We start from the raw sequence: 14,825 nt of genomic DNA on the forward strand, positions 1-14,825 counted from the left end.
TTTACTTAACTACTTAACGAAAGGGCAACAGAAACAAAAAATTTAATCAAAAATGCTCCTACAGATATCAAAACTTTGACAGCAATGAGATTTAATTTAGCTGACATTGCTGAAGCTAAATTAAATCTAATTAACCAAGACAATTTATCTAAAGATAGTAAAGAACAGTTTCGATGTTTTCAATATATTACCAAATACAATCAATATTCTGATGCTGAGAAAATTGTGAATGAAGAAAACCTAAAGGATGAGTGAATCGAAATTAGTAACTCTATTAGTGGTGTTATATTACTATCTACAACAGCCTTATATACCAAACAATATGAATTAGCTAAACAATTTATACAAAAAATACCTAAAAATAAAATAACTCCATATCTCAGTAATATCTTCCAGGCAATAGAATTTTTATTAAATCCTGAAGATGAAGAATATATTAACCAAATTCATATCAAAGCTCTTGTTAGCAACCTTAATTTTGCACAAGCACAAGCTATAGAAAAAATTAATAAGATTATCACTTGTTTAATCGCAATTAAGAAATACAACTTAGCGTTAAAGAAAGTTGAGGAAATTTTATAATATGATAATAAAAATCAGGAAGCCATTGAGAATGGATTCACAGCTGCAAGGCTAACTAATGATCACGAAAAGATACAGGCATATATTGGTTTATTATCACTTAAAGAAGAGCTAGAGCAGTATGAAAATCAAAATCCTATAAAAATTCATGAATATTATCAATCAATAAAAAATGCACATTTACTTCATACTATCGGACAGGTTATTCCTAGTTACAGCAGTTGGAAAGTTAATCAAGAAGGAGAAATTACAAGTAATAACACTACTGCTTTAGTCAAATATCAAGGACTTGAATGTTATGGAAGAATTAGCGCAAAATTACAAGAAAAATTAGATAAGAATAAATGTAATAAATTTATAAATACCTTAAAGAAAGATATAATATATAGACAACAGGGAGATAACGGCGTTAAATTTATCGGTAAAAAAGTAGTTGACATTAAAATTGATGGTGACCAGCGTTTATTCACAAATATATTACATTCAAACGAACAAGGTGAATTACTGATACATTTTGATCATCAAGGAAATCATAATGATGTAATAAAATTCGCCGGCGAACATCATCTAGAATTTCATCAAGATTCACTATAACTTTAATAAAATTATTAATTTTTACTCAAAAGGTTGGCGTAGGTTAATAGCGGCAGATACGGTACCCTCGTCTAAATAATCAAGTTCACCTCCGATAGGTATACCGCTAGCAAGGCGAGAAATTTTAGCAGGATGCTCTTTTAAATATTCTGTAATAAAATAAGCAGTAGTCTGACCTTCTAAAGTAGAATTAGTAGCAATAATAACTTCTTTAATATTTTCTGCAAAACATCTTGTGAGTAGTTCAGGTAACCGAAGTATGCTAGGGTTTTGTCTACTAGCTGCCGATAAATTATGACCGAGTACATGATATAAACCTTTAAAATTACCGCTACGTTCCATTGCCCATAATTCAGCCACAGTTTCGACAATAGCAATAATTGATTTATCTCTATATTCAGAAGAACAAATACGGCAAATATTTTCCGTATCCATATTACCGCAAATCTCGCATTTTACTATTTTCTTATCTATCTCTACAAGATTATTAATTAGGCTTTTTAACCTTACGTCTTTATCTTGCAATAGGTAAAGCGCTATACGCCTTGCCGATCTACTACCAAGGCCGGGTAATTTTGAAAAAAGATAAATTAGCTGATCTATATCATTATCATTTGTTTCATTCATAAATATACTCGTTTAATTTGAAAAATGAGCTACGTCGTATTATAGAACTGCGGTACTCACCTATTAAGTGTATACGCTCCGCTCCTCGCCTTATATACTCCTTGCTCTTTTCCAAATTAAACTTCGTCTATTACTTAGGAGTATATTTAAGACTTAATAACGACGGTTCCAGCTATTTTATCATGTAATGCTTGTTTTTTAGAAGAAAAAAGTATGAAAAAAATACCGATAGGAAAAGTCATATACCCTAAAAATCTTTTAATTAACTGCTTTAAGGTCGGACGCTTTAATGTTACGGCATCTACGATTTTCATACGTAAAAACATTTTACTAAGCGTTGCACCTTTATAATACCAAAGCGTTATGAAATATGAGCCTATTACTAATATATTAGTAGCAAAAATTGAAATATTAAACAAAATATATTTATTAAAATTTCCTGCTTTAAGATATTCATAAAATTCCTGACTCATAACCGAGTTAAACATTTCATTGGGATTATGAAGATTAATGTTATTGCTAAGGAAATAATCATTAAAGAACAACCATAATAAATTAAAAGAACAAAATTGTGATATTGGGATTGCTATAAAGGCAAATACTGATAAATCAAGTGCCGTAGAAAAAATTCGTGCTATAAAATCAGGATAAATAATTTGCTTTTTCATTGCCAGTTACTTTATTTTGGTGTTAGATAGTAAGGGTTATGGCAATCTCAGGATTTTGGCATGAGATTGCTTCATCAAAACTTACAGTTTTTCCTCGTAATGACGATTAATACCCCTAATCAAAATTCAATATATTACATTCATGAATCAATTTGAAGCATATAGTTTATTATTTGTTGATAGTTTTGTCTCAAATCTTGTTATAGGTTTTCAGAATGAATTAATATTTCATTCTATGAAAATGTTCGGAGGCTATAATAGTTTAATAATGCTGTTAGTAGCTATTTGTGCTTCTCTTAGCGGTAATGCAATCAATTATATTTTTGGAAAAATAGTTTTAAATATCTTTTATGCTTCCAAAAATGCACAAAATATTTTAAGACATAAAAATTTAACAAAACTATATTATAAATATGAGATATTTATAATTTTCTTAATGGCATTTCCTTTTTGGGGAAGCTTTATTTCTTTGTTCTCCGGTTTTTTTAAAACAAAATTTCTAAAATTTTTAGGTATTGGTTGTTTGGCAAAAGCATGCTATTATGCCTTAGAATTGTATATATTTTAACGCATGAAAAAATTAACCAAAACTAATTCTTATAGACAACAAAAATTAGCAAGCATTATAAATGAAGCATTAATAGAAATTCTAAGGCGTGGCAAAATGCTGGATAGCAGACTTTTGGATTATCCTCTCACTATTACAAAAGTTATAGTTACTGCTGATCTCAAAATAGCTAATTGTCATTTCTTGCCTTTTAATACTAAACTAACAATAGATGAAATTATGGATGCATTAAATAATTCTAAAAATGCTATCAGAAATTTTATTACTAATAAAATAAATATGAAATTCTCGCCTGATATAAGATTTCATTACGATCACGGATTTGATAATGCTATAAAAGTGGCACACTTATTAAAAGATCTCTGAATATAAGAATCTAATAATTTATTAAAAAAATTATTATCATACCATATTTTAATCAGTAATGTTATAACTTAAATATGGCATAACAAAATAGATAACTTAAAAGAAATAAAAGGATTAACAGGTTTACGCGGATATAATGAATATAGCAAGACTTGGCAGTCTTGGGGTTGTAATATTTTTTGTGTTATCCGGCTTTATTTTATGTTATGTATAATACTAGATTTTATACGCATATCGTTAGTTATAAAAGTTTTTTACGTATTGCCAGAGTTTATCCCTTACATTTATTTATGCTTTTATGCGTATTAATGCAGAGTCGATTTTGCTAGAAATTCTTTCACCCTACGATAATTCTTATACTTTTCTTCTTAATGTGTTCCTTATTCAAGCATGGGGGTTCACGGATTTAGTATCTTGGAATCAACCTTCATGTTCAATAAGTACAGCAATGTTTGCATATTAATTATTTCCTTTTTTAATATCATTAATGCAAAGATTATCAATAATTAAGTTATTGATAATCTTGTTATTTATACCTTATGGGATAATTTCTGCTCCTTATGCTTTTCAATGGCTGCAGACCCATATTAGTAACAAAAGAGTACAATTTGCTTACGGTAAAAGCTTAATAATGTTTTTAGGTGTATTTATTTTTGGTTGTATAACATTTTTTATTACAAAATATATAAAATCTTTGAAACTTAATTATATTATTTATGATATTATTACATTTGTAGGAATTGCTGTTTTTGCTTATATTTTTATTACAATTAATGCAAAAACACTTTGGTGGCTTGCAGTTGGCTCATCCTTAATAATTATTGGAACATCTAATGATTCAGGATTAAGTAGACTTATTGTCGGTAATCCAATAACATATTTTCTAGGTCAAATTTCATATTCTTTATACCTTTCTGCTTTAACTACAGAATTTTTTGTAGCATAATATTACTGGATTTATCCAACTCCTTTATGGCTTAAATTTGCTACTTCGGTTACAATAGCTACTATTTTGCATTATATAATTGAATTACCAGCTCACCAGTTCATTCGTCAATTAAAAGTGAATAGATAGATAGGTGCTAGGGGATAAACTCAATCATTGAAAACAATATTATACTAAAAACACTTAAAAATTAAGCTTTAGTACAACAGCCCCCTAGCATAAATGGACTAAAGGCTATAAATGTTTTGCAATGATGGAGTGTAAACATCATTTACAAAACGATAATATCATAATAATTAAAATAATCAAGATATTTTAGTTATTTTTTAAATTTTAAGTATAACTCAAATAAAAATAAATCCTTATTTTTATTAAATAACTTTAAAAGATTATTTTTTTATATTAAAATATAAGAATAATCTTTTAATAAAAATAAATAGAAAATGTCTCCTCAAATAATAGAGTTATTAATTTTTGCCATTATTGCCTTTTACATTATCAACAAATTAATGACGACTCTCGGTTCTACTTCAGAAGAGGAACAGACAAAGCAAAAATCTTATTTTGGCGAACCGGTTATTAAGGACGTAACTTACAGTACAGTTAAATCTAATAAAGAAGAAAAAAATATTCCAACAGCCCAAGATATTAAAGTTTTTAAAGATATAATAGTAGAACATAATATAACTGCGGTCGTAGATGGAATGGAACAAGTCCATAAACGCCTTTACTCCTTTGATCCGGTTAAATTCATAAATAATGCTAAAACTGCTTTTCAAATGATTATAGAAGCTGCTTATAAAAAAGATACTAAAGAATTATCTGAGCTGATAGATAAAAGATACTTAGAAGAATTTGAAAAAATAACACCATCCTATGGTGATTTTTTTGACTCATCGGCTTTAAGTGCAAAATATTCAGAAATTTACATGTTCGGTAATAACATATTTATTAAATTACTATTTCAAGGTAAAAATGTAGTTGACAAAATCGAAGATTTAAAAGAAGAATGGACATTTACACGTAATGCTAATACCAAAGAAGTTGATTGGTTTTTAAGCAATATTGAGAGAGTGTAGCAATTATATCTTATGACCTGAATGTCATTTCCGCGGAATCGGGCATGACATAAAAAGACTATAAAACTAAATCACAAACTATTAGTAATGAGTAAAATTTTCTATATTATAGGCACTATATTAATAATAAGTGTCGGTATTTTTATGTTTCAAACGCAAACGATAACGGATAACAATCAAATAATCCCCAGAAAAGTTTTATTCGGTAACCCTGATAAAGCAAGGGTTTCTCTAACCTACGACGGCAAATATATTCTATATGTTGCACCGAAAAACGGTGTATTAAACATTTGGCTAGCACCCTCAGATGATATTAGTAAAGCAGAAGCCATAACTCATGACACAGGACGCGGTATTTGGTCTTATGCTAAAGCTTATAATAATAAAAATATTTTATATACCCAAGATTTTAACGGTGATGAAAATGACCGAATTTATAGCTATAACATAGAGACAAAAGAGACAAAATTACTTACTCCCGAAAAAGGAGTTAAAGCCGGAATAGCCGGAGCAAGTCATAAGAAGCCAAATGAGATATTAATATATTTAAATGAGCGTAATCCTGAATATTTTGATATTTACAAATTAAATCTAGATACTCTAGAAAAAGAACTGATTTATAAAAATGATAGATTTACTGATTATGTAACTGATGAAAATTTAAATTTAAGATTCGGTAGCTTACTAGATAAAGATGGAGCTGTTGAATATTATGAATTCAAAGACGGAGAACCAAAGTTATTTACTAAGATATCAATGGAAGATTCTTTTAACACTTCCATACTTGGTTTTGATGCTAGCGGTGAAACTTTATATATGCTAGAGGGACGTAATCGTAATACCTCCGCACTTAAAGCTATAACACTAGCTACAGGTAGTGAAGAAATATTAGCTGAAGATGCAAAAGCCGATATCGGTTTATTTACAGTTCATCCCACAAAACAAACTCCGCAAGCAGTATCTATAGATTATGATAGAGTCTCATATAAAATATTAGATAAAGATATTGAAGATGATATTAAATATTTGCAATCTATTGATCGCGGTGATTTAATTATTAATAGTAGGACGCTAGACGATAAAACTTGGGTCGTTGCTTATATGGCTGATAATGCACCGGTGAAATATTATAAATATGATAGGGCAAATAAAAAAGCTGAGTTTTTATTTACTAATCGCAAAGAACTTGAGCAATATAATCTTGCTAAGATGCTACCGATAATTATCAAGTCACGTGACGGTCTTGATTTAGTTAGCTATATCACTTTTCCAAATGATGTAAAGCTCGATAAAAATAATATACCCGATAGAAAAGTACCTCTAATTTTAAATGTCCACGGCGGTCCGTGGGTACGTGATAGCTGGGGATACAATCCTGAACATCAGTGGCTTGCAAATCGTGGTTACGCAGTTTTAAGTATAAATTACCGTGGTTCTACCGGTTTTGGGAAAGATTTCTTAAACGCCGGTAATTTAGAATATGCCGGTAAAATGCACACCGATTTAATTGATGGTGTTAACTGGGCTATTAAGAATAATATAGTTGATTCTGACAAAGTTTGTATTATGGGTGGAAGCTATGGAGGTTATGCAACGCTTGTAGGTCTTACCATGACGCCTGACGTATTTGCTTGCGGTGTTGACGTTGTCGGTATGTCTAATTTATTAACTCATGTGCAATCTAAAGCTCCTTATATGACACCATTGTTAAGTATATATAAAACACGTATAGGACCTTGGGATACTGAAGAAGAAAAAGAGTTTTTAAGACAAAGATCACCGATTAATTTTGTTGATAATATCAAAAAGCCTTTATTTATAGCACAAGGTGTTCACGATGTGAGAGTCGTGCAGGCAGAATCAGAACAGATTGTAAACAGCATGCAAGCAAAGCATATACCGGTAGTTTATGCACTTTACAAAGATGAAGGCCATGGATTTGCAAAACCCGGTAATAGAATCTCATATTATGCTCTTGCCGAGCAGTTTTTAGCTAAGATTTTAAAAGGAAGAGCGGAACATATAGGAGACGACTTAAAGAATGCTAATCTCATTCTGAATGATAAAGAAAAAATTAGCGGTACAGAGGCAGAAAAGATTATAGATACGGCAGTTGGGCATTAAGAAGAAACTGTCATACCGTGACTCGGTGTCCACCCGTGGCGTGTCCATGGGATCTAGTTAAAAATACTAATAATTTTAGTATTTTTTATTGTTTTTTAGATTCCTGCTTTCGCAGGAATGACATAGAAGAGCGACAATGACATTAAGTAAGTTTGAGTACTATCATGCTACTTACAAATACTGAAAATTCTTACGGCTTAACTGCAAAACTTTTTCACTGGATCATGAGCATTATATTTATTAATGCTCGTTGTCGGTTTCTTAATGGATAATTTCGTAAAACTTCCTTTAAAAAATTATACGGGATACATGAAGCAACCGGTATAGTTGTTTTATCTTTAGTAATAATAAGGCTTTTATGGAAATTCTATAATGCTAATGTTTTGCTACCGGAAGATATGCCAAATTGGCAAAAAAAGCCGCTAATATTAATATAAATTTGCTATAGCTTTTAATGTTATTAATGCCGATAAGCGGCTTTCTAATAACTATTTTATCAAACCATCATATTGATTTTTATGGTTTGTTTACTATAAATTCTTTTGCTCCAGATTTACAATTTGCCAAAATCTTTAAAAAAAATCCATAAAAAGGCTGCTTGAGGATATTGAATGAGTAACCTCATTATAAACTTATTGACATATAATAAATTGTGTTTTATATACAAAGTAAGATCAGATAACTTACTATATTAGTATTATGAGTAAAAGTGCCAGAGTAGTAATCTCATCGAAAGGACAGGTAGTTATACCTAAATATATAAGAAATAAACTTGGTTTACATTCAGGCTCTGAGTTAATAATTAACTACAAAAAAAATGAAACATTAGAATTGCTTCCTATAAAAAAAGATATCTATAGCTTTTTTGGTAAAGGTAAATATAAAGCTAAAAACAGTCCGGTAGATGTAGATGAAGCTGTTAGTATTGCGGTTATCGAAAATGATAGGCATTGACACTAATATCTTAACTCGTACTTTTCTTGCAGATGATGCAATACAAGGTAAAGCAGCTCAAAATTTCTTAAAAAATAACATCACTAATAAGATTTTTATTGCATCATATGCATTACTTGAATTTGTATGGGTGCTAAAAGTAAATAAATTTACTCGCCAGGAAATTTATGAAGCAGTAATTAATCTTATTGATAATTCCAGCTTTATCATTGGGTATCAAGACATAATAATATCAGCTTTCAAGGTCAAGCAGACTTTGCCGATTATATGATTATTGCAGAAGGAGAAGTCAATAGTGCTAATAAGTTTATCACTTTTGATAAAGACATAGTAAGAGAAGTTAAAAATGCATCTTATCCATAAAAATTAATAGCAATTTAAATAAATTATTTAAAATGAATATTCATGAATATCAAGCAAAAGAGATTTTAAGAAAATACAGCGTACCTACTTCCACCGGGCTAGTTGTTACGAAAACCGAAAAGATTAATGAAACCATAGATAAATTAAATACGGAAGTATATGTGGTTAAAGCACAAATACATGCCGGCGGTAGAGGTAAAGCAGGCGGTGTTAAGGTTATTAAGAGTAAAGAAGAAGCCAAAAAAGTTGCTCATGACATGTTTGGTATTAATTTAGTAACGCATCAAACAGGACCTCAAGGACAAAAAGTAAATCGTCTTTATATCGAATCAGGTTGTGATATTTTAAAAGAATATTATTTTAGTATAGTATTTGATAGATCGGCTAGCTGTATTACTTTCATAGCTTCTACAGAAGGAGGAGTTGATATTGAAGAAGTAGCAGCAAAAACTCCGGAAAAAATTATTAAATTTTCCGTTGATCCTGCAACCGGTTTACAAGATTTTCATATGCGAGGCATAGCTTATGAGTTAGGCTTTAAGGATAACCAAGCCAAACAGATGAAAGAAATAGTAAAATCAGTCTATAATGCTTTTATTGAAACCGATGCAGCACAAATTGAAATCAACCCATTAATTGTAAATAGCGACGGGAATTTATTAGCTTTAGATGCAAAAATTACTTTTGACGATAACGGCTTATTTCGGCATCCGAATATTACGGCAATGCGTGATCATGATGAAGAAGATCCTCTAGAAACTAGAGCAGCAAATGCAGGACTTAGCTATGTAAAAATGGACGGTAATATTGGTTGCATGGTTAACGGTGCCGGTCTTGCCATGGCCACTATGGATATTATTAAACTTTACGGTGCTTCGCCTGCTAATTTCTTGGATGTCGGTGGTGGAGCTGATCGTGAGCGTGTAAAAGAAGCTTTAAAAATAATTTTATCTGATAAAGAAGTACAAGGGATTCTAGTTAATATTTTCGGCGGTATCATGCGTTGTGATATTATAGCAGAAGGGATTATTGCAGCTGCAAAAGACATAGGTATAAAAGTACCGTTAGTAGTTCGTTTAGCCGGTACAAACGTTGAAAAAGGCGAAGAAATTTTATCAAATTCCGGTTTAGAAATAATACCGGCACATGATTTAGCAGATGCGGCAAATAAAATAGTTGAAGCGATACGGTAGATAACCGTCATAAGCTATGCAGGCATTGACCTTGTTGTATGGCTCGAAAAACCAGTTCAGTGTCATACCGTGGCTTGACCTATCCATAAAAAAATTAAAAAAGGACTGGATCACGCGATCAAGTCACGGGATGACATCAAAGTCAAATAAAAACAATAAACATTATTTAACATGGCAATATTAATAAATAAAAAAACACAAGTTATCTGTCAGGGTTTTACTGGTTCACAAGGAACTTTTCACTCTGAACAAGCTATAGCGTACGGCACTAACATGGTTGGCGGTGTTACACCCGGCAAAGGCGGTCATACTCACCTTGATTTACCTGTATATAATACCGTACATGAAGCAAAAGCAAAAACCGGTGCAAATGCAAGCGTTATATATGTTCCGCCCAGCTTTGCCGCTGATTCGATATTAGAAGCAATCGATGCCGAAATTGAAGTAGTAGTATGTATAACGGAAGGAATTCCGGTGCTTGATATGGTGAAAGTAAAACGTGCTTTAGTCGGTTCTAAAACTAGATTAATCGGTCCTAACTGCCCTGGAGTTATCACACCGGGTGAATGTAAAATCGGTATTATGCCTGGGCATATTCATAAAAGAGGAACGATAGGTATTGTTTCAAGATCAGGTACTCTAACTTATGAAGCAGTAGCACAGACAACAGCAGTAGGACTTGGACAATCTACGTGTGTCGGTATAGGCGGCGATCCTGTTAACGGCACTAATTTTGTTGATTGTATTGAGATGTTTTTGAAAGATGATGAAACAAAAGCAATTATTATGATCGGTGAAATTGGCGGTAATGCAGAAGAAGATGCCGCTGAGTTTATCAAGCAGTCAAAAATCAAGAAACCTATAGTAAGCTTTATTGCAGGTATTACAGCACCTCCAGGTAAAAGAATGGGACATGCCGGAGCTATTATTGTCGGAGGAACAGGAAGTGCCGAAGATAAGCTTGAAACTCTACAAAGTGCCGGCGTAACTATCACTAGATCCCCTGCCGATATCGGTAAAACTATGTTAGATCTACTAAATAAAGGCTAAAGTTATTCAAGAGCAATTGCTGTCATTCCTACTAGGCCTTGTTGCGTGGAGACTGAAGGTCGTCATTGTGAGGAAATTACGTAAGTAATTGACGAAGCAATTTCAGGATGTTTGACAAGATTGCCACGTCGCTTCGTTCCTCACAATGATGATTTGGTATCCATGCAACAATGCTTTCGCGGGAATAACATAAAAAGCATTTACTGGTCTACACAACACTTCTTAAGAACTCTTATTATACCTAATTTCTTTAACTATATTTAGTAATTGTGGGAAATCTATTAACCCAGGTATTAATTCTGAATCGATTATATACGCAGGTACTCCTTGCATTCTAAGGCTTCTAGCTATTTTCATATTTTGAGTAATTAAATCTTTAATCTCATTGCTATCGGCAATTTCTTCAATTTCCGTAGCATTTAAGCCATTCTCAGTTAATAATTCTTTTATAGATTCCTTAGAAACATCTCTTATTTTTATTAATTCATCATGAACAGCTTTGAATTTACTTGGATTAACCTTATAAACGGCTAAAACTATTCTTGCAAGATATTCGGAAGCATCTCCCAGGATAGGAAGCGGTCTTAATACAACTTTAACTTTTGGATCGTTTTGCAATAATTCATTTATAGAAACATCGCCTTTTTTACAATAAGAACAATTGTAATCATAAAAAGCAATTATTGTTACATCACCGTCTTTATTTCCTATAACAGGAAAGCTTGTGCTATCTTCAATACTTAACTTATTATCTTTTAGATAGTTATTAACTTTAGTCTCATTTTCCTGTACTTTACGTTTTTGCAACCCTTCTATTGATTCTATTATTATTTCCGGAGTTTTAAGCAAATAATCTTTGATTATTTCTTGTACTCTTTCCTCTTCACATTTTCTTGCATCTTCGCTTTGTTTAACCTCAACGGAAACCGGATTTGTAGAATAAGTTTTCATTGTTTTGAAAACAAATAAAACTCCTATTACAACTATAAATATAACCAATATTTTACCTATAATATGCTGCATAAATACCTTTTTTAAAAATTTTATATCTTCCTAAAGTCTAAGTAATTCTATATGTCATTCCCGCTTTCGCGGGAATGACATAAAACGAGCTATGTAACAAAGCCGGCTTGTCATCTGGTGTAGCAAAGTCCATTACTTCTGTCTTATTAATCTGCTCTGATCTCTTTTCCAGTCTTTTTCCTTAATTGACTCTCTTTTATCATGTAATTTCTTACCTTTAGCAATACCAAGTTCAACTTTCACTTTATTTTTTTTATTAAAATACATAGAAAGAGCTACTAGCGTATAACCTTTTATTCTAATTCTACCGATAATTTTCTTTATCTCTTTAGTATGCAACAATAATTTACGCGGTCTACGAATAACATGATTAAATCTATTCGCTTTTTCATATTCTGCAATATGACAGTTATACAAAAATACCTCATGTCCGGTATCTGCCGCATAACTTTCTTCTATAGAAGCTTTGCCTTGACGCAGAGACTGTACTTCACTACCCTTTAATACAATACCCGCTTCTAATCTTTCTTCAATAAAATAATTAAAAAGGGCTTTCTTATTTTGTGCAATAACTTTCTTATATTCGGTCATATCTTTATAGATAGTGATGTTATGATGTTTTCAATTTGTTTTTTGGCACTATCGCTTGCTTCAGTTAATGGGGGTCTAATTTCATTTTCACATAAACCTAAATAATGTGCAGCATATTTTATCGGAATCGGATTAGATTCTACAAATAATGCTGTATATAAAGGTAGTAATTTCTGATGGATTTCTAATGCTCCTTGAGTATCGTTCTTATTCCATTTTTCTAATAGCTCTTTACATATATTAGGAACAATATTAGAGGCTACAGAAGTCCACCCTACCCCACCTTGAGCGTTAAAAGCTAAGACTACTTCATCATTACCGGTTAAAATATTGAAATCCTTTTTAACTGTTGCTCTGATCCGCAATGGACGTTCTAAATCTACACCACAATCTTTTAATGCTAAAATACGCGGTAGCTTGCTAAGTCTCAATATTGTCTCATCAGAAAAATCTACTCCGCTTCTAGTTGGAGCTGAATATAACATAATAGGTAGATTACACGCTTCATGCAATGCTTCAAAATGCTTATAAATCCCGTGTTGGGTAGGTTTGACATAAGATGGTGGACTAGCCATAAAACCATCTACACCGATTTTTGTAGATTCCGCTGCAAGTGCTCTTGCATAAGTAGTATTATTTGATGAACACCCGCTTATTATAGGAATACACTTATTAACGATTTCTACGCTAGTTTGCAGTAATAATTTATATTCTTCAAAGCTTAAACTACTACTTTCTCCCGTTGAGCCTGCAATTAATACTGCATCGACTTCATGCTTTATTTGATGTTTTACAATTCTCTCTAAAGCATATAAGTCTAACTTATTATCTTTAAAAGGTGTTATAAGTGCGGTAATTAAACCTTTAAATATGTTATGCATGATTTTTTTGATTTTAATTGTTTAGCTTATTAAATCGTCATTGCGAGAAGAATTACGTAGTAATTCGACGAAGCAATCTCAGGAGTTTGTTATTATTTCATGAGATTGCCACGCAGTCTACGACTGCTCGCAATGACGACTCGGTATCCATACAAAGGCAATACCTCATCGCAATGATGTTTCTTCTACTCCCTAACAACACGCCTATACTCTTCTTTCAAACGATCTGCAATTTTATGATCATCAAAAATAATCTTTTTATTGCCAAGATCTATAGAATCAATATTTTGTACCTCAATTGCCGTGCCTGTAACAAAACATCCGGTAAAATCCTCTATTTGCTCTAATTTTAAACGCTCTTCTTTTACTTCTAGACCTAAATCTTGTGCAATGTCAATAATAGTCTGTCTTGTTATACCGTCTAAAAACCTATCGGCAATTGGAGTATATAATATTTTATCTTTAACAAAGAAAATATTTGTTGTAGTGCATTCAGCAATATACCCTTCATAATCAAGTAATAATGCATCATCATAGCCAAGAGCCTTAGCTTCTTTGTTACTCGTTATTGCCATATTATATTGAGCTGCGGATTTAGATTGTACCGGGGTGCTATCAGGCATTGCTTTACGCCAGCGGCTTACATGCAAATTTATACCTTTCTCAAAAGACCTCGGCATAGATGGAATACCAGCAATCAAAAGATTAGTAGATAAATACTGATTAGTGATATTTAGCGACTCGTCTCCGCACCAAATAAGCGGTCTTATATATGCATCCTTAATATTATTTTGTTTTATTACAAGTTCATGAGCTTTTATTATCTCGTCTACATTATAAGGTGCTTTCAAACCTAATGCTTCTGCTGATTTTATTAATCTTGCCGTATGTTCTTTTAGTTTAAAAACTTTGCCGTTATAAGCTCTCTCACCCTCAAATACCGATCCTGAATAATGCAGGCTATGAGTCAAAACATGAATCCTTGCAAATTGATAAGGAACTAAATCACCGTTAATCCAAACATGCCAAACAATTTGCTCTAGTTTTATCATTGTCATTAACCTATATTTATATTAAAGTATTGTCAATCGTCATGAGCTATACGGCCGTAGTTCTTATGTCATTCCCGCGTAGGCGGGAATCCAGTAGTATTTAACGTCATCCCGCGACTTGATCACAGGATCTCAGAACACAGCCTGAGACATAAGATCCCGTG

14 protein-coding genes and 3 pseudogenes are annotated in these 14,825 nt (G+C 31.9%); 11 read left to right on the forward strand and 6 right to left on the reverse strand.

Features of this window, described 5'->3' with window-relative positions; translation table 11 throughout:
* Positions 1–1,197 precede the first annotated feature (1,197 nt).
* Together recR and GCO76_RS01725 are read right to left on the reverse strand one after the other, a co-directional pair.
* A complete protein-coding gene (gene recR, locus GCO76_RS01720; RefSeq protein ID WP_103896913.1) occupies positions 1,198–1,803 on the reverse strand; it encodes a recombination mediator RecR in 606 nt (201 codons plus the stop codon).
* A 146-nt stretch (positions 1,804–1,949) separates the two neighbouring features.
* Positions 1,950–2,471: an RDD family protein gene (locus GCO76_RS01725; RefSeq protein WP_410955966.1), complete on the reverse strand. Its 522-nt coding sequence runs from the start codon at positions 2,469–2,471 to the stop codon at positions 1,950–1,952.
* Between the two features lie 142 nt (positions 2,472–2,613).
* On the opposite strand from GCO76_RS01725, the gene GCO76_RS01730 reads away from it, so the two are divergent.
* The 11 genes and pseudogenes from GCO76_RS01730 (at position 2,614) to sucD (ending at position 11,114) form a co-directional block, all read left to right on the forward strand.
* Positions 2,614–3,039, forward strand: coding sequence for a DedA family protein (locus GCO76_RS01730; protein ID WP_410955967.1), 426 nt, complete (start codon positions 2,614–2,616; stop codon positions 3,037–3,039).
* Positions 3,040–3,042: 3 nt separating this feature from the next.
* A complete protein-coding gene (gene rbfA, locus GCO76_RS01735) occupies positions 3,043–3,405 on the forward strand; it encodes a 30S ribosome-binding factor RbfA (RefSeq protein WP_103896915.1) in 363 nt (120 codons plus the stop codon).
* Positions 3,406–3,541: 136 nt separating this feature from the next.
* Positions 3,542–3,734, forward strand: a pseudogene (locus GCO76_RS01740) (hypothetical protein).
* Positions 3,735–3,892: 158 nt separating this feature from the next.
* Positions 3,893–4,351 carry a hypothetical protein gene (locus tag GCO76_RS01745; RefSeq protein ID WP_410955968.1) on the forward strand — a complete coding sequence of 153 codons (459 nt, stop codon included), beginning with the start codon at positions 3,893–3,895 and terminating at the stop codon, positions 4,349–4,351.
* A 443-nt stretch (positions 4,352–4,794) separates the two neighbouring features.
* On the forward strand, positions 4,795–5,430 hold the full coding sequence (locus GCO76_RS01750) for a Tim44/TimA family putative adaptor protein (protein ID WP_410955969.1): 636 nt from the start codon (positions 4,795–4,797) through the stop codon (positions 5,428–5,430).
* An 87-nt stretch (positions 5,431–5,517) separates the two neighbouring features.
* Positions 5,518–7,554, forward strand: a complete 2,037-nt coding sequence (locus GCO76_RS01755) for a S9 family peptidase (RefSeq protein ID WP_410955970.1) — start codon at positions 5,518–5,520, stop codon at positions 7,552–7,554.
* A 164-nt stretch (positions 7,555–7,718) separates the two neighbouring features.
* Positions 7,719–7,991, forward strand: a pseudogene (locus GCO76_RS01760) (cytochrome b).
* A gap of 262 nt (positions 7,992–8,253) precedes the next feature.
* Positions 8,254–8,508, forward strand: a complete 255-nt coding sequence (locus tag GCO76_RS01765) for an AbrB/MazE/SpoVT family DNA-binding domain-containing protein (RefSeq protein WP_410955971.1) — start codon at positions 8,254–8,256, stop codon at positions 8,506–8,508.
* Positions 8,495–8,871 (forward strand): annotated as a pseudogene (locus tag GCO76_RS01770) (PIN domain-containing protein). Before GCO76_RS01765 ends, GCO76_RS01770 begins: the two are co-directional and overlap by 14 nt.
* Before the next feature lie 32 nt (positions 8,872–8,903).
* A complete protein-coding gene (sucC, locus tag GCO76_RS01775) occupies positions 8,904–10,064 on the forward strand; it encodes an ADP-forming succinate--CoA ligase subunit beta (protein ID WP_410955972.1) in 1,161 nt (386 codons plus the stop codon).
* A gap of 171 nt (positions 10,065–10,235) precedes the next feature.
* Positions 10,236–11,114, forward strand: a complete 879-nt coding sequence (sucD, locus tag GCO76_RS01780) for a succinate--CoA ligase subunit alpha (RefSeq protein ID WP_410955973.1) — start codon at positions 10,236–10,238, stop codon at positions 11,112–11,114.
* A gap of 222 nt (positions 11,115–11,336) precedes the next feature.
* Here the strand turns inward: sucD and GCO76_RS01785 are convergent, their stop codons facing one another.
* The 4 genes from GCO76_RS01785 to GCO76_RS01800 form a co-directional block, all read right to left on the reverse strand.
* Positions 11,337–12,137 carry a DsbA family protein gene (locus GCO76_RS01785; RefSeq protein WP_103896924.1) on the reverse strand — a complete coding sequence of 267 codons (801 nt, stop codon included), beginning with the start codon at positions 12,135–12,137 and terminating at the stop codon, positions 11,337–11,339.
* 132 nt (positions 12,138–12,269) lie between these two features.
* Positions 12,270–12,728, reverse strand: a complete 459-nt coding sequence (gene smpB, locus GCO76_RS01790) for an SsrA-binding protein SmpB (protein WP_410955974.1) — start codon at positions 12,726–12,728, stop codon at positions 12,270–12,272.
* Complete coding sequence (gene dapA, locus GCO76_RS01795; protein WP_410955975.1) at positions 12,725–13,609, reverse strand: 4-hydroxy-tetrahydrodipicolinate synthase; 885 nt, start codon at positions 13,607–13,609, stop codon at positions 12,725–12,727. The genes smpB and dapA overlap by 4 nt, the downstream gene beginning before the upstream one ends.
* A 185-nt stretch (positions 13,610–13,794) precedes the next feature.
* Positions 13,795–14,667: a branched-chain amino acid transaminase gene (locus tag GCO76_RS01800; protein ID WP_410955976.1), complete on the reverse strand. Its 873-nt coding sequence runs from the start codon at positions 14,665–14,667 to the stop codon at positions 13,795–13,797.
* Between the last annotated feature and the right edge of the window lie 158 nt (positions 14,668–14,825).

The sequence above is a fragment of the Rickettsia koreansis genome (assembly GCF_046532895.1).
Lineage (GTDB): Bacteria > Pseudomonadota > Alphaproteobacteria > Rickettsiales > Rickettsiaceae > Rickettsia > Rickettsia rickettsii.